Source organism: Streptomyces sp. cf386, from assembly GCF_900103585.1.
In the GTDB taxonomy this organism is placed as follows: domain Bacteria; phylum Actinomycetota; class Actinomycetes; order Streptomycetales; family Streptomycetaceae; genus Streptomyces.
The window spans coordinates 185,285-210,137 of the sequence record NZ_FNHV01000001.1; the positions used below are offsets into that span (position 1 = coordinate 185,285).

Genomic DNA, 24,853 nt, shown 5'->3' on the forward strand with positions numbered 1-24,853 from the left:
CACCGGTACGGCGGCAGGAAAACGCCCGACCGGACCACCCGGCGTGCAGGGGGCCGCAGAAGGCTGTATGACCCCCTGTCAGCGACGGCGTACCAGCGGGAACGGCAGGGTCTCCCGGATCGTCAGGCCGGTGAGGAACATGACCAGCCGGTCGACGCCGATACCGAGGCCGCCGGTGGGCGGCATGGCGTATTCGAGGGCGTCGAGGAAGTCCTCGTCGAGTTCCATCGCCTCGGGGTCTCCGCCCGCCGCGAGCAGGGACTGGGCGGTGAGGCGGCGGCGCTGTTCCACCGGGTCGGTGAGTTCGGAGTAGGCGGTGCCGAGTTCGGTGCCGAAGGCGACCAGGTCCCAGCGTTCGGCGAGCCGGGGGTCCACCCGGTGCTGGCGGGTGAGCGGGGAGACGTCGGTCGGGAAGTCCTTGTAGAAGGTGGGCAGCTGGGTCTTCTCCTCGACGAGCCGCTCGTACATCTCCAGGACGACGTCGCCGTGGCCGTCGTCGGCGGTGTACGGCACACCCACGCGGTCGCAGTACCGGTGCAGTCTGAGCAGTTCGGTGTCGGGGTCGATCTCCTCCCCCAGCACCTCGGAGATCGCGCCGTACACCGTCTTGACCGGCCACTGCCCGGAGATGTCGTGCTCCTTGCCGTCCTTGCGGGCGATCGGTGAGCCGAAGGCGGCGGTCGCGCAGCCCTGGATGAGCTCGCGGACGAGGTCCAGCATCACGTCGTAGTCGGCGTACGCCTGGTAGGCCTCCAGGATCGTGAACTCGGGGTTGTGCTTGTAGTCGACGCCCTCGTTGCGGAAGGTGCGGCCCATCTCGAAGACCTTCTCCAGGCCGCCGACGCACAGCCGCTTGAGATACAGCTCGGGGGCGATGCGCAGATAGAGGTCGAGGTCGTAGGCGTTGATGTGGGTGGTGAAGGGGCGGGCGTTGGCGCCGCCGTGGATCTGCTGCAGGACCGGTGTCTCGACCTCCAGGTAGCCGCGCTCCAGCAGGCCCTGCCGCAGGGCCTGGACGGCGACGGAGCGGGCGCGCACAACGTCGCGGGCGACGGGGCTGGAGACCAGGTCGAGGTAGCGCATGCGGACCTTGGCCTCGGGGTCGGCGAGGCCGCGGCGCTTGTCGGGCAGCGGGCGCAGGCACTTGCCGATGAGCTGCCAGGAGGTGACGAAGACGGTCGGCTCGCCCTTGTCGCTGGCGCCGGCCAGGCCGGTCGCGCTGATGAGGTCGCCGATGTCGGTGTCGGCGGTGAAGCGGTCGAGGGCGGCGCCGGAGTCCCCCCGGGTGAGGGCGAGTTGGTGGTCGCCGGACCAGTCGCGCAGTACGGCGAAGACGATGCCTCCGAAGTCGCGGACGAGCATGATCCGGCCGGCGACGGTGACCCGCTCGCCTGGGCGGACGTCGGCGAGGCTGTGGGTGCGGGCCGGGATGCCCACCGGGTAGGGGTCCAGGCCGCCCGCGCGCAGCCGGTCGAGGGTGTGGTGCCGGATGCGGACCTGCTCGGGCAGGCCCGCATCCGGCCCGGCCGCCCCGGCCTCGTCCCCTCCATCGAGGCCGAGCGCCGCCAGCGAGGGAAGACCTTCGGTGGTCGCCGGACGCGGTCCGTTCCTCGGGTGCCCCTTTCTGCGGAGTTTGCGCAGCGACGGTACGGACACGAAGCCCTCGGCGATGCCGGAGGCGAGACCGATACGGGCGAGGGAGGCGGCCTCGCCGTAGCAGAGGAAGCGCGGATACCACTGCGGCTTGTACTTGGCGTTGGAGCGGTAAAGGGCCTCCAGCTGCCACCACTTGGAGAAGAACAGCAGCAGGCGCCGCCACAGCCGCAGCACCGGTCCGGCGCCGATGCGGGCGCCCTCCTCGAAGACCGAGCGGAACACGGCGAAGTTCAGCGAGATCCTGCGGATGCCCATCTTCGGAGCCACGGCGCACAGTTCGTCGACCATGAACTCCATGACACCGTTGGGGGCGCCGCGGTCCCGGCGCATGAGGTCCAGGGAGACGCCCTCCTTGCCCCAGGGCACGAAGGAGAGCAGGGCGAGCAGTTCCCCGTCCTCGCCGAGCGCCTCGACGAGGAGGCAGTCGCCGTCGGTCGGGTCGCCGAGGCGGTCCAGGGCCATGGAGAAGCCGCGCTCGGTCTCGGTGTCGCGCCAGGCGTCGGCCTTGCCGGTCACCTCCTCCATCTCCACCTCGCTGAGGGCCGCGTGGCGGCGGATACGGCAGTGCGCGCCGGTCCGTCGGACGCGGTGCACGGCCTGCCGCATGACCCGCATGTCGCGGCCGTCGAGGTCGAAGTCCGGGACGTACAGGATCGCCTCGTCGCCGAGCTGGAGGGCGCCGAGTCCGGCGCGCGTGTAGGCCGTGGCCCCGTCCTCGGAGGCGCCCATCGCGGCGGGCACCCAGGCGTAGCGGCGGGCCAGATCCAGCCAGACGGCGATGGCGTGCGGCCAGGCCTCCCGGTCGCCCACCGGGTCCCCGCTGGCGAGGCACACGCCGGCCTCGACGCGGTAGGTGACGGCGGCCTTGCCGCTGGGTGAGAACACGACGGCCTTGTCGCGCCGGGTGGCGAAGTAGCCGAGGGAGTCCTGGGTGCCGTAGGCCTTGAGGAGGGCGCGGATGCGGGCCTCCTCGTCGTCGTGCAGGGCGGCCTCCATGCGCTGTGAGCGGAACAGGGTCGCGGCGGCGTTCAGGAGGGCGAGGGCGCCGAACAGGCCCAGCAGGAAGTACAGGGGGCGCGGTGGCCGGCCGTCGTAGCTGGTGCCGGAGACGAGGCCGCCGCAGACCCGGTCGGCGGCCCACGCCAGCCGCTGGTCCTGCGGCAGCGTGCCGGGGAACAACTCGACGAGCCCCCAGCCGACGAGGATGCCCACGGCGAGGCCGACGACCAGGACGCCGATGGCCCGGCGCAGGGCGGCGCGGCGGGAGGCGGCGTAGAACTCCTTGCGGGCGACGATCAGCAGGGCCAGGGCGAGGGAGCAGACGATGAGGGACGGGATGTTGTCCGAGTAGTCGCCGAAGGCCGTGCCGAGGGCGTCGCTCAGGACGAGCAGGCCGAGATAGACGACGACCAGCCACCAGGCGATCTTCTTGCGGGCCGCCGTCGCGGCGGCGAGCAGGAACAGGAAGACGGCGTAGGCGAGGTTGGCGCTGACGGGGACGATGATCTGGTCCAGGGCGTTCACGACCGGGCGCAGCGCGGTGCGCAGCGGCGGGATGAAGGCCAGCAGGACGCAGAGCAGTCCGAGGGCGCCGAAGAAGGTCGCGAAACCCTCCGGCACCCTGCTGAGAAGGCGGTTCCCGGGCGGCCGTGTCCGGCCCGTGGTGTCCTTCGCCGGGGCGGCCTCCACGGTGGCACTCATGTTCCGACTGTAGGAAGCACTCGGCGTCCTCGCCCGTCGAGAGCCCCGTGCCCGCCCTCCCCGGCGCCGGGACCTGCGGCTTCCGATAGCCTCCCTGCCGTGACGGAACACCACGCGCACCGGTTCGAGCGGGGCACTGACGGGCCCAAGGTCATCGTGGTCGGGGTGGACGGCTCCGACTCCTCGTTCCGCGCGGCGGCCTACGCCGCCGGCCTGGCCCGACGACAGAACGCCCTGCTCGCCGTCGTGTACGTGCAGCCGGTGATGGCGGCGGGCGCCGCCCTCGGGGTGCCGGTCGCGGAGACGACGGACGAGATCGCCGAGGGCCTGATCGCCGAGATCCGGGACGCGACCGAGCGGGTCAGGGGGATATTCGACATCCGCTGGGAGTTCCACACCTTCCCCGGCGACCCCTACAACGGGCTGGTGAAGGCGGCGGACGACCTCAAGGCCGACGCCGTGGTCGTGGGCGCCTCCGAGCAGGCCGGGCACCGGATCGTCGGCTCCGTCGCGGTGCGGTTGGTCAAGGCGGGGCGGTGGCCCGTGACGGTGGTGCCGTAGAGGCATGGGATCGAGGGCGGACCCGCTGTCCGGGGGCAGGCGTCGCTCAGCGTGCGGGACCTGAGTTGACCCGGCCGCACGCTGAGACTTCGCGCTGCGCCGGACTTCAGAGGGTCCGCAGGAAGTCGAGCACGATCCTGTTGAAGACATCCGGCTTCTCCAGGTTGGGGTAGTGGCCGACGCCGTCGACGACCTCGGCGCGACCGTCGTGGACGGTGTCGGCAAGGCGCTCGGCCGCGGCAAGCATGTCGGCGGGTTCCAGGCGGCCGTTGAGGGTGAGCAGCGGCGCGGTGATCTCCGCCGCGCGGGCGAAGGTGTCCGGCACGGGCACGAACCAGTCCTTCTCGCCGGGTGTGTGCTTGGCGAGGGTGCCGCGGGCCATGTCCCGGATCAGCCGCAGGCTGTCCTGGTCGACGTCGGCGACGGTCCGCTCCGGGCCGGGCAGGACCTGCACGAACGCGTCGAGCCAGCCGTCGACGTCCGCGGCCTGCAACGCGCGGGCCATCTCCGCCTGGAGCGCGCGGGTCCAGTCGTCCGTGTACTGGAACTCGCCGGTCGCGGCACCGCAGGTGACGACGGCGCGGACGAGTTCCGGGTACTCCAGCACGGTGTTGGTGGCGATCAGCCCGCCCATGGACAGGCCGACGAGGACCGCGGGGCCCGCGTCGAGGTGGCGCAGCAGGGCGGCCACGTCGTCGGCCCAGCGGAAGGGCTCGCTCGCGTTTGCGGAGGAGCCGTGGCCGCGTACGTCCAGGGCGATCACGCGGTGGCCGGCGGCGAGGGCCGGTATCTGGGCGTGCCAGATCCGGTGGTCGACGTATCCGGAGTGGAGGAGGACCACGAGGTCCCCGGATCCGGTGTCGAGGTAGGCGAGGTCGCCGTCGGCGGAAGCGAAGGTGCTCAGGTCCGAAGCTTTGGTCGCTGTCGTCATGACAACCAAGGTGTCATCCTCGAAGCAATTTGGCAACCAAGGTGTCATCATGGCCGGGTGAACGACTCCGCCAAGCCCCTCTCCCCCGACGATCTCGGCCACCGGGTCAGCGAGGTGTTCGACCTGATCGGCGCCCTCTACCGGCGCGGCCTGCGCAAGCTGGAGCAGGGCGAGGAGGTCGAGGGGGTGTCCGTCGGCGTGCGCTCCGTCCTGGTCCTGCTGCACAGGTACGGGCCCATGACGGTGCCTCAGATGGGCCGGGTCATGGCGCTGACCCGGCAGTTCGTGCAGCGCATGGTGAACGACGCGCTGGCCAGGGGCTGGGCCGAGGCCACCGTCAATCCCGCGCACCAGCGGTCCTCGCTGATCCGGATCACGGACGAGGGCGAGGCCGTCATCACCGCGATCCTCGCGCGCGAGCACGCCCTGAACCGGCAGGTCGGCGGCGAGCTGACCGAGGACGAACTCCGGGCGTGTGTGCGCGTGCTGAAGGAGATGCTGCGGACCTTCGACCACGTGGAGACGGACTGACCCCGGCCGCCCGGCCCTACTCCCCCATCTGCAGCCCGTCCTCCGCCGCCCCCCGGCTCAGTACGACATCCCGGATCCGGTCCCGCACCCCACTCAGCTCGGCACCCTTCGCCAGCGCCCGGTTGAGATTGATCACCCGGCCGGCGTCGATGTCGAACAACTGCGGAATGAACTCGGCCTTCTTCACCTCCCAGCGACCGCCGGGCCGGGCGGGCGGGGCGAAGGAGAAGCGGGCGAGGGTGGACTGGTTGCCCCGCGGGTCCTGGACGCCCTGTTCGTTGTACATCGCGCCCGCGACCTGGTCGCCCATGCCGTAGACCACCCAGGTGCCGTTGACCTTCTCGTACGCCTGCGGAACATGGGCGTGGGTGCCGAGGATCAGGTCGATGTCCGGGCGCTCGCCGTCGGCCGCGGTGGTGAGCTCATCGGCGAGGGCCACCTGCGCGTTGTCGGGAGCGTCCTGCCATTCGGTGCCCCAGTGCAGCGATACGACGACCACGTCGGCGCCCCCTTCCCGGGCGGCGCGGGCGTCCGCGAGGATCTTGGCCTTGTCGATCAGGTTGACCGCCCAGGGCTGCCCCGCCGGCAGCGGGAAGCCGTTGACGCCGTAGGCGTACGCGAGATGCGCGACCTTGGCCCGTCCCGCGCGCAGCACGGTCACGGAGCGCGCCTCGCCCTCGGAGCGGGCCGTCCCCGCGTGCCGTACGCGCGCCTCGTCCAGGGCGTTGAGGGTGCGCAGGATGCCGGCGGCGCCGTCGTCGAGGCTGTGGTCGGAGGCGGTGGAGCAGCCGTCGTAGCCGGTGGCGGCGACGCCCCGGGCCACTTCCTGCGGGGACTTGAAGGTGGGGTATCCGGTGTACTCGCCCGGCTCGCCGAAGACGGTCTCCATATGACACAGCGCCAGGTCGGCGCGGGATACGACGGACTGGACACCGGCCAGCATCGGGCGGAAGTCGTAGCCGGAGCCACCCGCGTCGAATCGCGCACGGTCGATGACGGAGGTGTGCGGGAGGATGTCGCCGGAGGCGACGAGCGTGAAGCCGCGAGGGCCGGCGGAGGCACCCGGTTGCCCCGCTTTGCGGTTGTCGGCCTGGCAGGCGGCGCCCGCGGCGAGGGCGGCCGTCAGAGCCAGGGCCACAAGTCGACTGCGTGCAATCATCAGCTCACCCCGTGTGGTCGTATTACCCACCAATACGTATGAATCCGGGCCCGATCGCAAACAATCCGGCTGCTTTCGTTAGCCCGTCCGGCCTGCCCCGAATAGGCGGAAGGGACCGTTCGTCGTACCGTTCGCCGACGCGATCGACCGTCCGCCGCAGATCCGTGTGTGTGCCCTGTCCCACAGCGGCCGCCTGCGATGCCATACGGCCATGACGGCCGGAACCACCCTCACGAACGGGACGACGACCGCCGAGCACGAGCTCGCCGCACTGCAGCGCGAGCACGGCCGGCCCCTCTTCGCGCTGCTGCTCCGGCTCTGCGACGGCGACCGGCAGCGCGCCGAGGACCTCGTACAGGAGACGCTGGTGCGCGCCTGGCAGCATCCCGAGGCGCTCCGCGCAGACGACTTCGACTCCGTACGGCCGTGGCTGCTGACCGTCGGGCGGCGGCTCGCGATCGACGCGCGCCGAGCCCGGCAGGCGCGTCCCCCGGAGGTCGGGGACGCGATCCTGGAGAACGCGCGGGTGATGTCCGACCACGCCGAGCGGGCCGCGGAAGCGCTCGATGTGCGCGAGGCTGTGAAGACACTCACTCCGGAGCACCGTGAAGTCCTGGTGCTCGTGTACTTCCAAGGGGCGAGTGTTGCGGAGGCCGCGGAAACCCTTGGAATTCCTCCCGGTACCGTGAAGTCCCGCGCTTACTATGCGCTGCGCGCCCTGCGCAGGGTGCTTCCGGGATACGCGGCCGACCTGCGGTGAAACCGACGGCTTAGTCAAACCTCCGTAAAGCGCCTTGCTGAAGACACCGGTTGAGTAATCGGCTGTCCTCATCCGTGTTCCGGATTGGGCCAGGATCCTCGGGTCCCGGGTCGGGCGACGCACTCACCGGAGGAAGGCAGGAAGGGATGCTGCACAGAGGTCAAGAGAGCACGGACGGCACCGGCGGCGGTGAACTGACCGTCCCCATGGCGTGGTTGTACGCCGAGTACATCGCCGACGAGCTTCTGCGCACCGGCGATCTCATGCCACCGACGTCCTTCGAGTTCCGCGCCGGGCGTGACGCCCTGGCGCTGACCATCTTCCTGTCGGACACCGACGGCGAGCTGTCCGGCATCCGGGTCGTCACCCAGCTGGAGACCTGGCTGTCACTGACGGCGTACGACCAGCCGTGGCAGGACTGGGTGCGTGAACGCATGGCGGGCCTCGCTGCCGAGGCGGTCGAGTCCGGCGGGCCCGCACCCGACCTGGAGCTGGCCGAGGCGGCCTGGCGTTGGCTGCAGGAGACCGAGCTGCTCGCGCCCGATCTGAACGCGGTGCCGGGCGGTGGTGCGCTGGTCGGCGAGGACGAGGGGCCGAAGGTGTGGACGCCGGCGTGGCAGCTCGGGCTGCCGCTCGGGCACCTCGCCATCCATCTTTTTTAAGTTCTTTTCTTCCCGGACCAATCCTCGGCACCGACCGCTACGAATCCTTTGGTTGCGATTCTGTGTAGGCCTTGAGTGATTCGACTGCCTGGTGCGTACCAGTGGGCGCAAGGAGTAACACACCCCACACCCAACGGCACGAGGATTCGGCATGAGGTCCCTGGAGAGGCATCGCGACGTCGCCGCGTACGCGCTCGGCGTGCTGACCGAGGCGGAGGCATTCCGCTTCGAGGACCACCTCATGGAGTGCCCGCGCTGCGCGGCACACGTGACCGAGTTCGGGCCTGTGACCCGCCAGTTGCTGCTGTACCGGCGGTCCACGCCCCAGTTCGTGCACCCCATGGCCAAGCCCGGCCCGCAGATGCTGACCCGGCTGCTCGAGGCGGTGGCGGCCCGCCATCGCGCCCTGCGCCGGCGCACGCTGTACGCCGTGGCGGCCTCGGTCGTGATCGCCCTGGCCGGGCCGGCCGTCGCGATGATGGCGGGCGGCGACGACGCACCCGTCCAGGTCGTCCAGGCGACCGACGCACGATCCGGTGTGTGGGCGCAGGTCACGACCGGGAACGAGGCCTACGGCAGCCAGGTGGAACTGAAGGTGAAGGACGGCGCGGGTCCGCGCGCCTGCCATCTGATCGCCATCGGCCGGGACGGCTCGGAGGAGACGGTGACCAGCTGGCACGCGGCCGACCACGACGCCCGCGAGAACACCATGATGGGCGCCTCGACGATGCATCCCAACGAGGTCCTGCGCTACGAGGTACGGACGACCGGCGGGGAGCATCTGGTGACGCTCAAGCCCCGGTAGCGGGTGCCTACTTCAGCAGCCTCGACATCCTCCGGTCCGCCAGTGGCTTGCCGCCCGTCTGGCAGGTCGGGCAGTACTGGAGCGAGGAGTCGCTGAAGGACACCTCGCGGATGGTGTCGCCGCACACCGGGCACGGTTCGCCGGTGCGGCCGTGGACGCGCAGGCCGCTCTTCTTCTCGGCCTTCAGCCGCCCGGCCGCCACCCCGCGCGAACGCTCGACCGCCTCGGTGAGGGTCGTCCGCAGGGCCTCGTACAGCCTGGCCGTCTCCTCGGTTGTCAGTGACGACGCGAGCTTGAACGGGGACATCTTCGCCACATGCAGGATCTCGTCGCTGTAGGCGTTGCCGACCCCGGCGACGAGGCTCTGGTCGCGCAGGGCGCCCTTGAGCTGACGGCGCTCGTCCTTCAGCAGGGCCGCCAGACGCGCCTCGTCGAAGTCCTCGGCGAGCGGGTCGGGGCCCAGTCGGGCCACACCGGGGACCTGCTGCGGGTCCTGAACGAGGTAGACCGCGAGGCGCTTCTGCGTGCCCGCCTCCGTCAGGTCGAAGCCCGCGCCCGTCTCCAGGGCCACGCGCAGCGCGAGCGGGCCCTTGCCGGGGCGGGGCATACCGCTCGGGAGCCGGTCCTTCCAGTGCAGCCAGCCGGCCCGGGCCAGATGGGTCACCAGGTGGGGGCCGTCCGCCGTGGCGAGGTCGAGGAACTTGCCGTAGCGGTGCACGGCGGTGACCTCGTGGCCCTCGACGGCGGTGACCGGCGGGTCGTACGTCTTGAGGACGCTGATCGCGACGGGCAGCACGCGGACGATCTCGTGGCCGACCAGGTTCTCGGTCAGGAAGTCCTTGAGCGCTTCGACCTCGGGGAGTTCCGGCATAGGTCCAGAGTGCCACCCGGCACCGACAGTGCCAGGCGGCTCCCTCACCTGCCTGGGCGCTCCGGCGCCAGGAACTCGCACCACACCGCCTTGCCGCCGCCCCGCGCCTCCACGCCCCATACGTCGGTGAGCAGGTCGACGAGGAGCAGCCCGCGTCCGGAGACGCCGGACTCCCCGGCCTCCCGGCGGCGTGGCAGGGCACTGGAGGAGTCCTCGACCTCGACGCGCAGCCGGCGCTCCGAGCCGGTGAGGACGCGCAGGGTCACGACGGCGGATCCCTCGGTGTGCATCAGGGCGTTGGTGATCAGCTCGTCGGCGACCAGTTCGATCTCGTCGGCCCGGTCCGCGGCACCCCAGGCGCGTACGGCGGCGCGGATCATGTGCCGGGCCGCGGTGAGGGCCTCGGGGTCGCCGGGGGCCACGTGCTGCTGGAGGCGGCCACCGGCCTGCGGGGCGTCCAGGACGCGGCGGCGCAGCAGGAGCAGGGCCACGTCGTCGTCGCCGCCGCGATCCTCGGCCACGTCGATGAGGCGGTCCGCGAGGTCCCGTACGTCCTTCGGGCCGGTGGCGATGAGCGCGGTGAGGGTCTGCATGCCGTCGTCCAGGTCGGCGCCGGGCTGTTCGACCAGACCGTCGGTGCACAGCAGCAGGGTGTGGTCGGAGTCCAACTCGATGGTGCCGACCGGGTATTCGAGCCGCCCGAACTCCGCGGACAGCCCGAGCGGCAGCCCGCCCTCGACCGGGACGCGACGGCAGGCGCCGCTGGGCTCCCGGATCAGCGGGTCGATGTGGCCGGCGCGGACCACCTGCATGACTCCGGTGGACAGGTCGGCCTCCGCGTACAGGCAGGTGGCGAAGCGGTCGGTGTCCAGCTCGTGCAGGAACACCGAGGCGCGGGCCATCACCGTGGCCGGGGTGTGCCCCTCGGCGGCGTAGGCGCGCAGGACGATGCGGAGCTGGCCCATCACGGCGGCGGCGTGGGTGTCATGGCCCTGGACGTCCCCGATGACGGCGCCGACCCGGCCGCCGGGCAGCGGGATCAGGTCGTACCAGTCGCCGCCGATGTCCCGGCCGAGGGAGCCCGCGGCATTGCCGGCGCGGTAGCGGACGGCGACGTCGGCGCCCGGGACGCTGGGGATGGTGCGCGGCAGCATGGCCTGCTGGAGGCCGGTGGCGAGGTCCTTCTCCTGCTCGTAGAACATGGCCCGCTGCAGGCTCTGCGCGATGCTGCTGCCGAGGGCCACGAGCACGTTGCGGTCCTCGGTGGAGAAGCCGTCCCGGTCGCTGTAGAGCAGTCCGATGGCGCCGATCGGCCGGGCCTGGGCGATCAGTGGCAGATAGGCCGCGGCCGTGATGTTCAGGTCGGTGATGTGCGGCCAGAGGATCGGGTAGCTGTCGGCGAACTCCTCCGGCGACTCGATGAACCGCGGGATGAGGGTCCGTACGACCTCGCTCATCGGGTACTGCTCGTCTATTCGGGTGACCAGGGTCCCGGGCACGAAGCTGCCGGCGGGGCCCTCGGCGACCAGCCGGATCCGGCCGGCCTCGACCAGGCCCATGACCAGGCTGGTGGCGCCGAGGTTGCTCAGGCCGTGGGTGTCCTTGAGGACGTCGATGACGTCCTGGACGGTGCGGGCGTGTGCGAGGGCGGCCGTGGTGAGCTGGACGACGTTGGTCTGCCGGCGGCGGGCCTCGTCCTCGGCGCTCTGCTCGCCCCGCTCCTCGCTCTCGGCGAGTTCGTCGGTGGCGTCGCGGACGATGCCGATGATGCGGCGCGGGCGGCCGGTCTCGTCGCGGCGGATGTAGCCCTGCGTGTGGGTCCAGCGCAGGGCGCCATCGCGGCAGCGGATGCGGAAGTAGACGCCGTAGTTCTCGCTGCCGTCCTTCATCGCCTTGGAGACGAGGCCGTCCAGCCGGTAGGCCTCGGGCGGCGGCACCCGGATCGCCAGGGTCGCGGGGTTTCCGTCGTATTCCTCCGGGCGCAGATCGAAGACCTCGTGGGCCTGGGCGTCCATGTGGAACACACCGGTGTCCAGGTCCCAGTCGAAGGTGCCCATGTGGTTGAGCGCCAGAATCGGGTCCGGGTGGGCGGGCCAGTCGTCCGGGAGAGACAGGGCGCTCGCTCCCCGATCAACCATGGGGCCACCTTGCCAGGATTTGCCGGAATCTTCGACTGGGGCGACGGAACTGTTTCCGCTCGGCGCCCGGGATCTGTCCACCCGCGTCGGTCAGCCGTCGAAGACGTCGGTGGGGCTACCGAAGACGCTGTCGGTGGTCCGCGGCTCGTCGGGGATCAGCCCGCCGCCGTCGGGCAGGTCGGGGGATTCCGGGACGGTTTCGGGGCCGGTCTTCTCCGGGGAATCGAAGGTGGCCGGGGAGTCAGGGTTGGCCGGGGCGTCCGGTGAATCCGGAGCGTCCGGGGGCTTCGGAGCGTCCGGGGACTTCGGGGACGGCTTCGGTTCGGTCCCGGAGTCGGGGGCGCCGGGCTGCTCGGGCGACGCGGGTGCGCGGCCCGGATCGGTGGCCGGACGCGACGGGGTCACGGTGGCGGAGGGGCAGTCCGACGGGTCCGACGGGTCCGAGGGGTCTGACGGGTCTGACGGGTTCGAGGGGTTCGAGGGGTCCGACACGATCTCGGTCAGCGAGTCTTCGGTGGCGCCCGGTACGGCGGGGGCCTTCGCGGTCGCGCAGTCGGTCGGCGAACCCTCCGGCGCGGTGCTCTCGCCGGGCGACACGCTGTCGCGGGGGTGCGGCGAATCCGGGTCCGGTGTAGGGGGCACCGGCTGCGGTCGCGGCAGGACATGGTCGCGGTCGTGCCCCCGATGGCCGGTCGGCCGCTCGATCCACGTGTTGTCGACCAGGTTGATGATCGTGATGTCGGTGATCACCTGGGTCGCCGGCGCCACCACGACCACCCGGTCCGGCCGGTATCCGGACCAGGACCGACCACCGGTGCCCGGATCGCCCGCACTGCCCGGCAGGTCGGCGGCCGGGGCGAGCGGGTTGCCGCAGGCGCAGCGGACGCGGGGCACACCGTGGCTGTCGACGAGGACGGCGGTGCCCGCCTGCAGGACCGACTGGTAGGCGATCCCGCGGCCGTCGCGGAACCCGTGGTTGGTGACCCGGGTGTCCGCGCGCAGCACGACCGAGGTCAGCCCGCGCAGATAGCCGGGGATCGAGGCCCGGCGGATGCCGGACACCTCGGCGAAGACGCGCCCCCTGACCTGGTCGGAGGTGAGGTGGTCGATCTGCCGCCGGACGTCACAGCTGCCGGCTCCCCGGGTGCCTCCGTAGAGGCCGGGCGTGCCGCCGGACAGGTGCAGTGGGCCGGTCCGGCCCAACCGCGCAGGCTGCGGCGTCCGGGGGACCTGGGACGTGGCGGTCGTCGCGGTCACCGTGGAGCCCGTGAAGGGATCCGGCCCCTTGGCCACCGCGGGCTCAAGGAGGACTTCCCGGCCGGACGCCGTGCCCTTGTTCGCGCCCCCGACACAGCCGGAGAGGAGGAGTGCCGCCGAGAGCGCGCAGGGCGTGACGATGGCTCCGATGGATGTCAGCACCACGACCTCCCGCCTCTTCTCGGGCAGTTCGGCAACCATTGTCTGCTTCACTCGCACGGGTTACGCAAGCGGAGAGGTGGTATACGGAGAGTCACACGAATCTCGGCACGCCATGGGGCTCGGCGCGACAATGAGGAAGGGAGGGCAAGGCCGTGGACTGGTTCATCGCACCGGACTTCTGGACGAGCCGGCTGGTCTTCCAGCGGGCTCTGGCCGGCGTGTACCTCGTCGCCTTCCTGACGGCGGCCCTGCAGTTCCGGGCGCTGATGGGCGAGCGGGGCATGCTGCCCGTGCCGCGCTTCGTCGCGCAGGTGCCTTTCCGGGCCGCCCCGAGCCTGTTCCAACTCCACTACTCGGACCGGTTCTTCGCGGCCTGCGCCTGGTCGGGCTGCCTGGTGTCGGCGGCGCTGCTGGCCGGGCTGGACGCGGTGGTGCCCCTGTGGGGCTCGATGCTGCTGTGGCTGATTCCGTGGGCGCTGTACCTGTCGATCGTCAACGTCGGCCAGACCTGGTACTCGTTCGGCTGGGAGTCCCTGTTGCTGGAGGTCGGGTTCCTCGCCGTCTTCCTGGGCAACGACGAGGTGGCACCGCCGATCGTGGTGCTGTTCCTGCTGCGCTGGATCCTGTTCCGCGTCGAGTTCGGCGCGGGTCTGATCAAGATGCGCGGCGACGCCTGCTGGCGGAAGCTGACCTGCCTCGACCACCACCACGAGACCCAGCCGATGCCCGGTCCGCTGAGCTGGTTCTTCCACCACCTGCCGAAGCCCCTGCACCGCGTCGAGGTGGCCGCCAACCATGTCACCCAACTCGCCGTGCCGGTCCTGCTCTTCACCCCTCACCCGATCTCGACGGCCGCCGCCTCCCTGATGATCGTGACCCAGCTGTGGCTGGTCCTGTCGGGCAACTTCTCCTGGCTGAACTGGATCACCATCGTGCTGGCGCTGTCGGCGGTGAGGTTCCCGAGCGATCCGCCCGCCGTGGCGGACGCCCCGCTGTGGTACGAGGTCGTGGTCCTGGCGGTCGCCGCGCTGCTCCTGGTCCTGAGCTACCATCCGGTCGCCAACATGATCTCCCGCCGCCAGATCATGAACCGCTCCTTCGACCCGCTCCATCTCGTCAACACCTACGGCGCCTTCGGCAGCGTCAGCAGGATCCGGTACGAGGTGGTCATCGAGGGCACCGCCGACGACGTACCGCGTGAGGACTCGGACTGGCGGGAGTACGAGTTCAAGGGCAAGCCGGGCGATCCCCGGCGCTGGCCGCGCCAGTTCGCGCCCTATCATCTGCGGCTGGACTGGCTGATGTGGTTCGCCGCGCTGTCGCCCGCGTACGCGGGATCGTGGTTCGGCGCGCTGGTGGAACGGCTCCTGGAGAACGACCGCGACACGTTGAAGCTGCTGCGCCGCTCACCGTTCCCGTCCGACGAGCCGCCCCGCTACATCCGCGCCCGCCTCTTCCGCTACCGGTACACGACCTGGCGCGAGCTGCGGGAGACGGGCGCGTGCTGGGAGCGGGCGTATGTGCGGGAGTATCTGCCGCCGACCCGGTTGGCGGGGGTGGCCCAACGGTCGTGAGGGTCACTGCCCTCGCAGAAAGGAGTCGTCATGGACCGTCAACAGGATCAGGTCAGGGTCGTCACTCCCCATGACCGAACGCCGGGGCCCCGCACCCCGGGGATGGACCGGCAGCAGGCCTTCGCCACCGAGGGAACTTGGTCGGGATACGTCCGCACAGAGGCTGGGATGGTCTCCGGCTGGCACCACCACGGCGCCTGGGAATCGGTGATCTACGTCCTCACCGGCGCGCTGAGGATGGAGTTCGGCCCGGACGGCGCGGACACGGTGGAAGCCGGTCCCGGTGACTTCATCCACGTACCCAAGGGCGCCGTTCACCGGGAGAGCAACCCCACGGCGGAGGCCGCCGACATCATCGTCGTGCGAGCCGGCGCCGGTGGAGAATCGACCTTCAACGTCGACGGGCCGGAACGGTCCTGAGCACGTAGTGTCACAGACCGTAGCAGCGGGCCGCCGTGCCCTCGAAGAGCTGTGTCTGCTCGGCGTCGGAAAGCGCGGCGGTCAACTGCTCCGCGGTACCGACCACTTGGCCGTAGGTGGCCGCCACCGTGCACACCGGCCAGTCCGACCCGAACATCAACCGTTCCGGGCCGAAGGCGTCCAGCACCACGTCGGCGTAAGGACGCAGGTCGTCCACGGTCCAGGAGGCCAGGTCGGCCTCGGTGACCATGCCGGAGAGCTTGCAGACGGTGTTGGAGACGGCGGCCAGGGCACGGACCCCGGTCTCCCACGGTTCCCGTTCGCCGGAGGCGATGGGCGGTTTGCCCAGGTGGTCCAGGACGAAGGTGAGGTCGGGGTGGTCCGCGGCGGCCTTGACACAGGCCGGCAGCTGGTGCGGCAGTACGACCAGGTCGTAGACGAGCCCCGCCTCCGCCACGGCGGACAGTCCGCGCCGTACGTCCGCACGCAGCAGCCACTCCGGGTCGGGCTCGCCCTGCACCTGGTGGCGGATGCCCTTGAGGTACCGCCCGCCGGGCAGCTCCCGCAGCCGGGCCAGTTCCTCGGCGACGTCCGGTCGGGTGAGGTCGGTCCAGCCGACGACGCCCGCGATCAGGTCGTGCTCGGCGGCGAGGGCCAGGAACTCCGGGGTCTCCTCGGCGTCCGTGATCGTCTGGACGAGCACGGTCCGGTCGACTCCGGCGGCGTCGGCCTCGGGTGCGAGGTCGTCGACCGTGAAGTTCCGCCGGATCGGGCTGTCCTCGGTGATCCAGTCCTGGTCGCGCACCGACAGGTCCCAGACGTGATGGTGGGCGTCGACGAGCGTCACGGCAACTCCCACACGACGGGCAGCCCGGCGTCCGCGCCCTCGCCGGAGTAGTCGTGCACCACGTCGAGCAGCTCGGCCATGCGGGCCTGCCAGACGACGTTGACCGGCAGTTTCTCCAGTTCGGCGAGGAGGCGGCCGTAGTCCTCGCACTCCAGGACGTGGAAGAGGTCGGTGCCGCTGCGCCAGATGGTCCAGGACGTGGCCCCGGCGGCACGGATCGCGTCGGTGAGCTCGGCCGGCACCTCCCGGTGGGCGGCCTCGTACTCGGCGACGCGGTCCGCGCGGACCTTGGTGTGCAGGGCGACTCTCATGACGGCTCCTCGGTGACCAGGAGTCCGGTGTCCCGCAGCTCCTGCCAGAAGGCGGCGGGTACCGGTGTGGCGAACTGATCGGCGCAGTCGTGGACTTCGCCGGCCGAGCGGGCGCCCACCAGGACGCTCGTCACCGCCGGGTGTGCCGCGCAGAAGGCCAGGGCGGCGGCTCGCAGGGTGATGCCGTGACGCCGCGCGATCTCCTTCATGCGCAGGGCCTTGTCCAGCAACTCGCCCGGCGCCTGGACGTAGTTGTACGTCGCCCCCGGCTTGGGATCCGCGAGCAGTCCCGAGTTGAAGGCACCGCCGATCACCACGGAGACGCCTCGCTCCACGGCCGCGGGCAGCAGTTCGGTGAGCGCGCTCTGGTCGAGCAGCGTGTAGCGGCCCGCGCACAGCACCACGTCTACGTCCGTGTCGCGGACGAAGCGGGTGAGCATCTCCGCCTGGTTCATGCCGGCGCCGATCGCGCCGACGACGCCCTCCGAGCGGAGCTTCTCCAGCGCTGGGTAGCCCTCCCGGAAGGCCTGCTCGGCGTGGTCGTCGGGGTCGTGGAGGTAGACGATGTCGACGCGGTCGAGGCCGAGCCGTTCCAGGCTGGCGTCCAGGGTGCGTCGGATGCCGTCCGCGGTGAAGTCCCAGACGCGGCGGTGCGTGGCGGGCACGGCGAAGCCGTTTCCGAGGTCGTCGCCGCCGTCGGTCTGTGGCTCCAGGCGGCGGCCCACCTTGGTGGAGACCGTGTACTCCTCGCGCGGGTGCTCGCGCAGGGCCGCACCGAGGCGGCGTTCGGACAGGCCGAGGCCGTAGTGGGGGGCGGTGTCGTAGTAGCGGATGCCGCGCTGCCAGGCGGCGGAGACCGCTTCGTGCGCCTGCTCGTCGGTGACCTCGGTGTAGAGGTTGGCGATGACGGCGGCTCCGAAGCCGAGTCCGTGGGGGGTGCTCACTGACTCACCGGCCGCAGGCGCAGGCCCTGCATGCCGCCGTCCACGGCGAGGGCGGTGCCGGTCGTGGCCCCGGAGAGCGGGCTCGCCAAGTAGGCGATGGCGCCCGCGACTTCGGTGGCGGAGACGAGGCGGCCGGTGGGCTGACGGGCCTCCAGCGCGGCGCGTTCGGCGGCGGGATCGCCGGCCGCGTCGAGCAGGCGCCCGACCCAGGGGGTGTCCACGGTCCCCGGGTTGACGCAGTTGACGCGGATGCCCTCGCGGACGTGGTCGGCCGCCATGGCGAGGGTGAGCGAGTACACGGCACCCTTGGTCGCGCTGTACAGCGCCCGCTGCGGCAGCCCGGCCGTGGCGGCGATGGAGCAGGTGTTGACGATCGCCGCGTTCGACGACTCGCGCAGATGGGGCAGCGCGGCCCGCGCGACGCGCACCATGCCGACGACGTTGACGTCCATGACCCGGTGCCACTCGGCGTCGTCGTTGTCCTCGACGGTGCCTTGGGCGCCGATGCCGGCGTTGTTGATCACCACGTCCAGCCCGCCGAGGTCGGCGACGGCGGCCGCCACGGCCTCCCGTACGGAGGCGTCGTCGGTGACGTCGGCCCGGTGGCCGAGCAGCGGCTTCTCGACCGTCGACGGATCGAGGTCGAGTACGGCGACGAGGGCGCCCCGCTCAGCCAGCAGCTCGGCGGTGGCCCGGCCGATCCCGGAGGCGCCGCCGGTCACCAGAGCCTTCAGGCCTTCGAAGTCGCTCATGCCGCGTGCCCCTTCTTCTGCGTCTTGTGCTGCGTCTGGAGGTCGGCGGCCCAGAAGTCGCCGCCGGGGAACGTGTACCGCGCGATCGACTCGGGTCGCATGGCGGCCGAGAAGCCCGGCGCGGTGGGTGCCGTGTAGTGACCTTCCCTGATCACCACCGGGCCGAGGAAGTGGTCGTGCAGATGGTCGACGTACTCGATGACCCGGTCCTCGGTGGTGCCGGTGACCGCGACGTAGTCGTACATCGACAGGTGCTGGACGAGTTCGCACAGGCCGACGCCGCCCGCGTGCGGGCAGACCGGGACGCCGAACTTGGCGGCGAGGAGCAGGATGGCGAGGTTCTCGTTGACGCCCCCGACGCGGGCCGCGTCGATCTGGAGGACGTCGAGGGCGCCGGCCTGGAGGAGCTGCTTGAAGACGACCCGGTTCTGCACATGCTCGCCGGTGGCCACCTTCACCGGGGCCACGGCCTCCCGGATGGCGGCGTGGCCGAGGACGTCGTCGGGGCTGGTGGGCTCCTCGATCCAGTACGGGTCGAACTCGGCGAGGGCCTTGGTCCAGCGGATCGCCTCGGCCACGTCCCAGCGCTGGTTGGCGTCGATCGCCATGCGGATGTCCGGCCCGACGACCGAGCGGGCTACGCGGCAGCGCCGTACGTCGTCCTCCAGATCGGCGCCGACCTTCAGCTTGATCTGCCGGAAGCCGTCGGCGACGGCCTCGGCGGCGAGGCGGGTGAGTTTCTCGTCGTCGTAGCCGAGCCAGCCGGCGGAGGTGGTGTAGGCGGGGTAGCCGCGCTCCAGCAGCCGGGCCGTGCGCTCGTCCGCCCCCTCCCGGCCCCGGCGCAGGATCTGCAGTGCCTCCTCGGGCGTGAGCGCGTCGGTGAGGTACCGGAAGTCGATCTGACGGATGATCCACTCGGGCTCGGCATCGGCCAGCAGTCGCCACAGCGGCTTGTCGGCGCGCTTGGCGGCCAGGTCCCACACGGCGTTCATGACCGCGCCGATCGCCATGTGCATCACGCCCTTCTCGGGGCCGAGCCAGCGCAGCTGGCTGTCGCCGATCAGGTCGCGGTTGAGGGTCCCCGGGTCGGCGCACAGCTCGTCGACGGACCGGCCCACGACATGGCCGCGCAGCGCCTCGATCGCGGCGACCTGGATCTCGTTGCCCCGCCCGATGGTGAACGTGAACCCGTGCCCCTCGTGGCCGTCCGCCGCGTCGGTGCGCAGCACCACATACGCCGCGGAGTAGTCGGGGTCCGGGTTCATCGCGTCGGAGCCGTCGAGCTCGCGCGAGGTGGGGAAGCGGATGTCGTAGGTGTCCAACGCGGTGACACGAACGAGGGGGCCGGGGGTCGGGGACACAGAGGGCCTTTCGGTCGATGGTGGGGACGGCGCCGGATCAGTCCTGCGCCCGGCCCGTCGTCACGCGGGCGATCATGAGGGCCACCAGGATGATTCCGCCGTAGATGGCCTGGATCCAGAACGACGGGACCTGGGCGAGGGTGAGCAGGTTCTGTACGACGCCCAGGAGGAGTACGCCGGTGAGGGCGCCGAACATGGTGCCCTTGCCGCCGTCCAGGCTGATGCCGCCGATCACCGCGGCCGCGAACACGGTGAAGATCATGTTGTTGCCCTGGTTGGCGCTGATCGCGCCGACGTAGCCGGTCTGGATGATCCCGCCGACGGCGGCGAGGCTGCCCGCGACGACGAACACGCCGAGCATCACGCGCTCCACACGGATGCCGGCGGCGCGGGCGGCGTCCGCGTTGCCGCCGATGGCGTAGAGGGCGCGTCCGATGCGGTGGTACTTGAGCACGAACCCGGCGACGGCGAAGGACGCCGCCGCGAGCCACACCGACATCGGGATGTTGAGGAAGGTCGTCGTCGCGAGGGAGTAGAAGCTGTCGGGCATCCCGAACAGCGTCTTGCCCTTGGTCGCGCCGACCAGCAGACCGCGCAGGACGATCAGCATCGCGAGCGTCACGATGAACGCGTTGAGTTTGAACTTCACGACCAGGATGCCGTTGAAGGCGCCGACGGCCGCGCCCACCACGAGGATCGCCAACAGGGCGAGCGCGGCGGGGAGTTCGGTGCCCCAGCCGGAGGAGGCGACGGGCAGGACCAGGAGCGCTCCGACGGCGGGGGCGATGCCGACGACCGATTCGAGGGACAGGTCGAACTTGCCGGTGATGAGGACGAGCGACTCGGCCAGCACGACCATCGCCAGCGCGGCCGAGGCGCCGAGGATGGAGATCAGGTTCCGCTCGGTGAGGAACGAGTCGTTCACGACCGCGCCGAGCACCATGAGGACCAACAGGGCGGGGACCAGGGCGAGTTCGCGGGCGCGGCGGAGCAGGACCGTCCTGGCGGCACGGGCGTCCGGCACCTTCACGGGCAGGGCCGGTGGGGCCTTGGTGTCAGCCATTGTCCACTCCTTCAATGGAGGCGATCAGCTCGTGGTCGCGCCAGCCCGCCGGGTGCTCGGCGACGACACGGCCGTGGAACAGGACGAGGACGCGGTCGCAGCGGCGCAGGTCGTCGAGCTCGTCGGAGACGACCAGTACGGCGATGCCGTCCTCGCGGGCGCTGTCCACGCGGGCCAGCAGGGACTCCTTGGACTTCACGTCGACGCCCGCGGTGGGGTTGATCAGCACGAGCAGCCGGGGTTCGGAGGCGAGCGCGCGGGCCATGACGACCTTCTGCGCGTTGCCGCCGGACAGGTCGGAGACGGGCTGGTCCGGGCCCTCGGTGTGAATGTCGAGGCGCTCGATCAGCGCCGTCGCGAAGCCGCGCTTGCGCTCGGTGCCGACGAAGCCGAAGCGGCCGAGCCGGTCGAGGACGCTCATGGTGGCGTTGTCGCCGATGGTCATCCCGGCGACCAGGCCCTGGTCGTGCCGGTCGCGGGGGACGCAGGCGACGCCCGCTTTCAGAGCTGCCTGCACATCGCCGAACGGCAGCCTCTCGCCGCCCAGTCGAGCGGTTCCGCCGGTCGGGGTGTGCAGACCCGCGAAGGACTCGGCGAGCTCCACCTTGCCGCTGCCGCTGATCCCGGCGAGTCCGACGACCTCGCCGCGGCGCACGGTGAGGTCGATGTTCTCGTACGCCGGTGAGGTGAGCCCTCGGGCTTCGAGCAGGACGGGGGCGTCGTGGTCGACGTCCCTCGGGTCCACGGCCTGCTCGGCGATGGCCTCCAGGGACTCCCCCGCCATGGCCTCCACCAGCGCCCGGCGCGGGAGTTCGGCGACCGGCGCGGTGGTGATCCAGCGGGCGTCGCGCAGGACCGTGACGGTCTGGCAGACCTCGTAGACCTCCTGGAGGTGGTGCGAGATGAACAGGAAGGTGACGCCGGAGTCCTGGAGCGCCCGCATCCGTGTGAACAGCCGCTCGATCTCACGGTTGTCGAGCTGGGCGGTGGGCTCGTCGAGGATGATGAAGCGGGCGCCGAAGCTCAACGCCCGGGCGATCTCCACCATTTGGCGGTCCTCGACCTTGAGGTCGGCGGTGCGGGCCTCGGGGTCGACGTGCACGTCCCAGGTGCCGAGCAGCTCGGCGGCCTCGGTGCGCAGCCTGCGCCAGCTGATGAAGCCGCGCTGGAGGGGCTGCCGGTTGATGAACAGGTTCTCGGCGACCGTCAGCTCGGGGACGACGGTGGGCTTCTGGTAGACGCAGGCCACCTTGCGGCGCCAGGCGTCCCGGTCGGCCAGCGCGGGGGCGGGGTCGCCGTCGAAGCGGACCTCGCCCTCGTCGGCGGCCTGGAGTCCGGTGAGGATGTTGACCAGGGTCGACTTGCCGGCGCCGTTGCGGCCGACGAGGGCGTGGGACTCGCCGGGCAGGACGGTGAGCCGTCCGTCGGCGAGGGCGGTGGTGGGGCCGTAGCGCTTGGCGACGGCCCGCGCCTCGACGAGGGGTGTGATCACGGCCGTACTCATTTGACCGTGTTGCCCCAGAGCTTGGGGTCGTCGACGTTGTCCTTGGTGACCAGCGGGGCGGGCAGCTGGTCCTCCAGGATGCCGCTGGGGAGCTTGACGATGGTCGAGTCGTGGTCCGTCGGCCCCGGCTCGAACGTCTTCCCCTCCATCGCCGCCTTGATGTAGTACATGCCGTACTTGGCGTACAGGTCGGCGGGCTGGGAGACGGTGGCGTCGATCTCGCCCTTGCGGATGGCGTCGAACTCCTGCGGGATGCCGTCGTTGGAGACGATCGTGATGTGCCCGTCCTGCCCGGCCTTCTTCAGCATCCCCTTCGACTTCAGGGTCTGGAGGGTGGGCGCGAGGTAGACGCCGCCCGCCTGCATGTAGATGCCCTTGATGTCGGGGTTGGCGTTCAGGAGGGTGTCCAGCTTGGAGGCCGCGGTGTCGGACTCCCACTTGGCCGGTATCTCCAGGACCTTCAGCTTGGGGAAGTTCTTCTTCACGCAGGCGCGGAACGCCTCGGAGCGGTCACGTCCGTTGACGGAGGCCAGATCGCCCATGATCTGCACGACCTTGCCGGAGGGGATCTGCTCGCCGAGGTACTGGCAGGCCTTCTCGCCGTAGGCCACGTTGTTGGCGCGCACCACCATCGCGACCTTGCCCTTGTCCGGCGCCACGTCGACGGCGACGACCGGCACGCCCTTGCGCTCGGCCTGGTCGAGGCCGGCCTCGATGGCGGCACTGTCCAGCGGGGCGACGACGAGGCCCTTCACGCCCTGGTTGAGCTGGTTGTTGATGTCGGTGATCTGCTGGGAGGGGTCACTGTTGGAGTTGACCGTCTTGAGCGTGTCGACGCCTTCGGAGTCGGCCATCTTCGGCACGTAGTCGTTGTACGACTGCCAGAACGGCGAGGTCAGCAGGGGCAGGATCACCCCGACCTGGCCGCTTCCGCCGCCTTCGGCGCTCGCGGCGCCGGTGTCCTTGGTGCTTCCGCACGCGGCGAGCACGAGCGAGGCACCGGCGACCGCGCACACCGCCCTCACCATCCGTGACCTGTTCTGCTTCCGCGCTGTAGTGCCGGGCATCTGGCGGCTCCTCGTTGAGCGTGTTCGAGCACATGGTTCGAGCAGATGCCCGCATATTTATCAGACCACTTCGGCGATGCAACACCCTCCGGAGGCAGTTTTTCGCCGTATCCGGCCGTAGTGGTCGGACCACCCTGGTGATTACACTGCCGGTCACGAGGTGCCCGCAGGCGCCTCGGGCGACGGGAGGAACGGCGTGGACGAGACAGCCCCGCAGAAGGGCACCGTCGAGACGGCCCCACAGAAGGGCACCGTGACGCAGCGCGCCATCGAGGCGGTCAAGGCGATGATCGCGGAGGGACGCCTGGAGCCCGGCCAGCGCCTGCCGACCGAGCGCGACCTCGCGGCGCGGCTCGGCATCTCACGCAGCTCGATGCGCGAGGCGATCCGCGCGCTCACCGTGCTGGGGGTGCTGGAGGCCCGGCACGGTTCGGGCATCTACGTCACCCAGCTGGAGGCCGGCGATCTGCTGGAGACGTTCGGGGTGGTCGCCGACCTCTCCCGGGGCCCGCGACTGGTGGAGCTGCTGGAGGTGCGGCGCATCCTGGAGTCGACGGCGACGGCGCTCGCGGCGGCGCGGATCACGCCGGACCAGCTCGCCGAGGTCGAGAAGCACCTCACGGCGATGAACGCCACGGACGACCCCGAGGAGATCCTCGCCCACGACCTGGCCTTCCACCGCGAGATCGCTGCAGCCGCGGGCAACGACACCATGGCCGCGATCCTGGAGGGCCTGTCCTCCCGCACCTTCCGCGCCCGCGTCTGGCGGGGCTACCAGGAGGAGGGCGCCTTCACCCGCACCCGCCGCGAGCACGCCGCGATCCATCGCGCCCTGGTCGCCCACGATCCGGAGGCGGCTCGGGCCGCGGCGGCAGCGCATGTGGGCGAGGTGGAGGAGTGGCTGCGGACGCAGCTGGGCGGCTGAGCGCCGCCCAGGCGTACAGCGTCGTTTCTCCTACGGCTTCACGTCGAAGCCGTGCTCCCGTCCGAGCTTCTCCAGGGACGTCTGGCCGGGAATGCCGTTGGCGTCGTCACCCGAGAAGCCGCAGCGCCGCTGCCAGGCGGCGTAGGCCTTGACCGTCGTCGTGCCGAAGTGGCCGTCGGCGAACTTCGATTCGAGGAGGCCCTCCGCGACGAGGGCCTTCTCCACGGTCTTCACGCCCGTGTACGACACCGGTGTGCCGGACTTGGCCGGGTCGTGTGAGGCGGCGGCGACCACCTTGGACACGTCGATCACCGGGCGCGGGCCGGGAACGGTCGTCGAACCGCCGGGCCGCGGGGCGCCCTTCTTCACCCACGCGTACAGGTGGTTGCCCGGGCACGCCGTGGCGAGGCCGTCCCTGTGCCCCTTGATCTCGTCGCCGGCACCGTGACGGCGCAGCAACTCGATGCCGTCGCGGATCGCACCGAGCATCGCGTCCGTCGGCTCGGTCAGCCCCTTGTTGCCGACCAGGCCGACGATCGCGTAGTGGCCGCGGTTGAGTGGCTGGTTGCCGTTGGCCCCGGTGCGCTTGCCGAGGCCGCGGCCCTCCAGGAGGTAACCGTGCGGACAGGCACCGTAGTTGTAGGCGATGTCCGAGTAGTTCTCCTCCTCGTTCGCCAGGTGTGACTTTCTGATCGACTTCCACTCGGCGATGCAGAGGTCGTGGTCGTCGAGGAGTTTGACGCTGACCGTCGTGCCCTCGTAGTGGACCTTGACGCCCTTGGTCGACGTCTGCGTGGGTGCGGCGGATGCGGGCCAGCCGAGCTGGGCGCGCGTGACAAGCTTCAAGTCTGCCTCCAGGACGCTTGCGTAACGCCAATCCCCTCGATTGTG

Annotated in this window: 23 protein-coding genes; 8 read left to right on the forward strand and 15 right to left on the reverse strand. The window is 70.9% G+C overall.

Annotated features, from left to right (window positions below; all coding sequences use genetic code 11):
- Positions 1–78 precede the first annotated feature (78 nt).
- Positions 79–3,357, reverse strand: a complete 3,279-nt coding sequence (gene lysX / locus BLU79_RS00830; protein ID WP_093903591.1) for a bifunctional lysylphosphatidylglycerol synthetase/lysine--tRNA ligase LysX — start codon at positions 3,355–3,357, stop codon at positions 79–81.
- A gap of 99 nt (positions 3,358–3,456) precedes the next feature.
- Here lysX and BLU79_RS00835 point away from each other — a divergent pair, with 99 nt between their 5' ends.
- On the forward strand, positions 3,457–3,918 hold the full coding sequence (locus tag BLU79_RS00835; protein ID WP_093903592.1) for a universal stress protein: 462 nt from the start codon (positions 3,457–3,459) through the stop codon (positions 3,916–3,918).
- A gap of 106 nt (positions 3,919–4,024) precedes the next feature.
- Here the strand turns inward: BLU79_RS00835 and BLU79_RS00840 are convergent, their stop codons facing one another.
- Positions 4,025–4,849, reverse strand: coding sequence for an alpha/beta fold hydrolase (locus BLU79_RS00840; RefSeq protein ID WP_256333088.1), 825 nt, complete (start codon positions 4,847–4,849; stop codon positions 4,025–4,027).
- Positions 4,850–4,906: 57 nt separating this feature from the next.
- Here BLU79_RS00840 and BLU79_RS00845 point away from each other — a divergent pair, with 57 nt between their 5' ends.
- The gene (locus BLU79_RS00845) at positions 4,907–5,380 is read left to right on the forward strand and encodes a MarR family winged helix-turn-helix transcriptional regulator (protein WP_093903593.1); all 474 of its coding nucleotides are present in this window, start codon (positions 4,907–4,909) and stop codon (positions 5,378–5,380) included.
- Between the two features lie 16 nt (positions 5,381–5,396).
- Here the strand turns inward: BLU79_RS00845 and BLU79_RS00850 are convergent, their stop codons facing one another.
- Positions 5,397–6,539 carry a CapA family protein gene (locus BLU79_RS00850; protein ID WP_093903594.1) on the reverse strand — a complete coding sequence of 381 codons (1,143 nt, stop codon included), beginning with the start codon at positions 6,537–6,539 and terminating at the stop codon, positions 5,397–5,399.
- A gap of 211 nt (positions 6,540–6,750) precedes the next feature.
- On the opposite strand from BLU79_RS00850, the gene BLU79_RS00855 reads away from it, so the two are divergent.
- The 3 genes from BLU79_RS00855 (at position 6,751) to BLU79_RS00865 (ending at position 8,766) form a co-directional block, all read left to right on the forward strand.
- Positions 6,751–7,299 (forward strand): sigma-70 family RNA polymerase sigma factor, encoded by a 549-nt coding sequence (locus BLU79_RS00855; protein WP_093903595.1) that lies wholly within the window; start codon positions 6,751–6,753, stop codon positions 7,297–7,299.
- Between the two features lie 146 nt (positions 7,300–7,445).
- Positions 7,446–7,961: a hypothetical protein gene (locus tag BLU79_RS00860; protein WP_093903596.1), complete on the forward strand. Its 516-nt coding sequence runs from the start codon at positions 7,446–7,448 to the stop codon at positions 7,959–7,961.
- A 151-nt stretch (positions 7,962–8,112) separates the two neighbouring features.
- Positions 8,113–8,766, forward strand: coding sequence for a zf-HC2 domain-containing protein (locus tag BLU79_RS00865; protein WP_093903597.1), 654 nt, complete (start codon positions 8,113–8,115; stop codon positions 8,764–8,766).
- A 7-nt stretch (positions 8,767–8,773) separates the two neighbouring features.
- Here BLU79_RS00865 and BLU79_RS00870 read toward each other — a convergent pair whose 3' ends face one another.
- The 3 genes from BLU79_RS00870 to BLU79_RS00880 all read right to left on the reverse strand — a co-directional run bounded on the left by BLU79_RS00870 (position 8,774) and on the right by BLU79_RS00880 (position 13,245).
- Positions 8,774–9,637, reverse strand: a complete 864-nt coding sequence (locus BLU79_RS00870; protein WP_093903598.1) for an Fpg/Nei family DNA glycosylase — start codon at positions 9,635–9,637, stop codon at positions 8,774–8,776.
- 44 nt (positions 9,638–9,681) lie between these two features.
- Positions 9,682–11,775 (reverse strand): SpoIIE family protein phosphatase, encoded by a 2,094-nt coding sequence (locus BLU79_RS00875; RefSeq protein WP_093903599.1) that lies wholly within the window; start codon positions 11,773–11,775, stop codon positions 9,682–9,684.
- A 90-nt stretch (positions 11,776–11,865) separates the two neighbouring features.
- Positions 11,866–13,245 carry a DUF6777 domain-containing protein gene (locus BLU79_RS00880; RefSeq protein ID WP_256333089.1) on the reverse strand — a complete coding sequence of 460 codons (1,380 nt, stop codon included), beginning with the start codon at positions 13,243–13,245 and terminating at the stop codon, positions 11,866–11,868.
- 101 nt (positions 13,246–13,346) lie between these two features.
- Between BLU79_RS00880 and BLU79_RS00885 the strand changes: the two genes are divergently transcribed.
- Both BLU79_RS00885 and BLU79_RS00890 read left to right on the forward strand, forming a co-directional pair.
- Positions 13,347–14,768, forward strand: coding sequence for a lipase maturation factor family protein (locus tag BLU79_RS00885; RefSeq protein WP_093903600.1), 1,422 nt, complete (start codon positions 13,347–13,349; stop codon positions 14,766–14,768).
- 30 nt (positions 14,769–14,798) lie between these two features.
- Complete coding sequence (locus tag BLU79_RS00890) at positions 14,799–15,188, forward strand: cupin domain-containing protein (protein ID WP_093903601.1); 390 nt, start codon at positions 14,799–14,801, stop codon at positions 15,186–15,188.
- A 10-nt stretch (positions 15,189–15,198) separates the two neighbouring features.
- Here BLU79_RS00890 and BLU79_RS00895 read toward each other — a convergent pair whose 3' ends face one another.
- Genes BLU79_RS00895 through BLU79_RS00930 form a run of 8 tightly spaced genes read right to left on the reverse strand, consistent with a single transcriptional unit; the run spans position 15,199 to position 23,037 of the window.
- Positions 15,199–16,035: an amidohydrolase family protein gene (locus BLU79_RS00895; protein WP_093903602.1), complete on the reverse strand. Its 837-nt coding sequence runs from the start codon at positions 16,033–16,035 to the stop codon at positions 15,199–15,201.
- Positions 16,032–16,346, reverse strand: a complete 315-nt coding sequence (locus tag BLU79_RS00900) for an L-rhamnose mutarotase (protein WP_093903603.1) — start codon at positions 16,344–16,346, stop codon at positions 16,032–16,034. The genes BLU79_RS00895 and BLU79_RS00900 overlap by 4 nt, the downstream gene beginning before the upstream one ends.
- The gene (locus BLU79_RS00905; protein ID WP_093903604.1) at positions 16,343–17,290 is read right to left on the reverse strand and encodes an aldo/keto reductase; all 948 of its coding nucleotides are present in this window, start codon (positions 17,288–17,290) and stop codon (positions 16,343–16,345) included. Before BLU79_RS00905 ends, BLU79_RS00900 begins: the two co-directional genes overlap by 4 nt.
- Positions 17,287–18,042: an SDR family NAD(P)-dependent oxidoreductase gene (locus BLU79_RS00910; protein ID WP_093903605.1), complete on the reverse strand. Its 756-nt coding sequence runs from the start codon at positions 18,040–18,042 to the stop codon at positions 17,287–17,289. Before BLU79_RS00910 ends, BLU79_RS00905 begins: the two co-directional genes overlap by 4 nt.
- Positions 18,039–19,403: an L-fuconate dehydratase gene (locus tag BLU79_RS00915; protein WP_093903606.1), complete on the reverse strand. Its 1,365-nt coding sequence runs from the start codon at positions 19,401–19,403 to the stop codon at positions 18,039–18,041. The genes BLU79_RS00910 and BLU79_RS00915 overlap by 4 nt, the downstream gene beginning before the upstream one ends.
- Before the next feature lie 37 nt (positions 19,404–19,440).
- Positions 19,441–20,466, reverse strand: coding sequence for an ABC transporter permease (locus BLU79_RS00920; RefSeq protein WP_093903607.1), 1,026 nt, complete (start codon positions 20,464–20,466; stop codon positions 19,441–19,443).
- Positions 20,459–21,970, reverse strand: coding sequence for a sugar ABC transporter ATP-binding protein (locus BLU79_RS00925; protein ID WP_093903608.1), 1,512 nt, complete (start codon positions 21,968–21,970; stop codon positions 20,459–20,461). Before BLU79_RS00925 ends, BLU79_RS00920 begins: the two co-directional genes overlap by 8 nt.
- On the reverse strand, positions 21,967–23,037 hold the full coding sequence (locus BLU79_RS00930) for a sugar ABC transporter substrate-binding protein (protein WP_093903609.1): 1,071 nt from the start codon (positions 23,035–23,037) through the stop codon (positions 21,967–21,969). The genes BLU79_RS00925 and BLU79_RS00930 overlap by 4 nt, the downstream gene beginning before the upstream one ends.
- Positions 23,038–23,233: 196 nt before the next feature.
- Here BLU79_RS00930 and BLU79_RS00935 point away from each other — a divergent pair, with 196 nt between their 5' ends.
- Positions 23,234–23,962 (forward strand): FadR/GntR family transcriptional regulator, encoded by a 729-nt coding sequence (locus BLU79_RS00935; protein ID WP_093903610.1) that lies wholly within the window; start codon positions 23,234–23,236, stop codon positions 23,960–23,962.
- Between the two features lie 30 nt (positions 23,963–23,992).
- On the opposite strand, the gene BLU79_RS00940 is transcribed toward BLU79_RS00935, so the two are convergent.
- Positions 23,993–24,808, reverse strand: a complete 816-nt coding sequence (locus BLU79_RS00940; RefSeq protein WP_093903611.1) for an N-acetylmuramoyl-L-alanine amidase — start codon at positions 24,806–24,808, stop codon at positions 23,993–23,995.
- Positions 24,809–24,853 lie beyond the last annotated feature (45 nt).

Coding starts and splice junctions, on each gene's coding strand:
- BLU79_RS00875 (WP_093903599.1), bottom strand. CDS start 11,775: ATGGTTGATCGGGGAGCGAGCGCCCTGTCTCTCCCGGACGACTGGCCC.
- BLU79_RS00855 (WP_093903595.1), top strand. CDS start 6,751: ATGACGGCCGGAACCACCCTCACGAACGGGACGACGACCGCCGAGCAC.
- BLU79_RS00930 (WP_093903609.1), bottom strand. CDS start 23,037: ATGCCCGGCACTACAGCGCGGAAGCAGAACAGGTCACGGATGGTGAGG.
- BLU79_RS00840 (WP_256333088.1), bottom strand. CDS start 4,849: ATGACGACAGCGACCAAAGCTTCGGACCTGAGCACCTTCGCTTCCGCC.
- BLU79_RS00870 (WP_093903598.1), bottom strand. CDS start 9,637: ATGCCGGAACTCCCCGAGGTCGAAGCGCTCAAGGACTTCCTGACCGAG.
- BLU79_RS00860 (WP_093903596.1), top strand. CDS start 7,446: ATGCTGCACAGAGGTCAAGAGAGCACGGACGGCACCGGCGGCGGTGAA.
- BLU79_RS00910 (WP_093903605.1), bottom strand. CDS start 18,042: ATGAGCGACTTCGAAGGCCTGAAGGCTCTGGTGACCGGCGGCGCCTCC.
- BLU79_RS00890 (WP_093903601.1), top strand. CDS start 14,799: ATGGACCGTCAACAGGATCAGGTCAGGGTCGTCACTCCCCATGACCGA.
- BLU79_RS00925 (WP_093903608.1), bottom strand. CDS start 21,970: ATGAGTACGGCCGTGATCACACCCCTCGTCGAGGCGCGGGCCGTCGCC.
- lysX (WP_093903591.1), bottom strand. CDS start 3,357: ATGAGTGCCACCGTGGAGGCCGCCCCGGCGAAGGACACCACGGGCCGG.
- BLU79_RS00850 (WP_093903594.1), bottom strand. CDS start 6,539: ATGATTGCACGCAGTCGACTTGTGGCCCTGGCTCTGACGGCCGCCCTC.
- BLU79_RS00900 (WP_093903603.1), bottom strand. CDS start 16,346: ATGAGAGTCGCCCTGCACACCAAGGTCCGCGCGGACCGCGTCGCCGAG.
- BLU79_RS00865 (WP_093903597.1), top strand. CDS start 8,113: ATGAGGTCCCTGGAGAGGCATCGCGACGTCGCCGCGTACGCGCTCGGC.
- BLU79_RS00920 (WP_093903607.1), bottom strand. CDS start 20,466: ATGGCTGACACCAAGGCCCCACCGGCCCTGCCCGTGAAGGTGCCGGAC.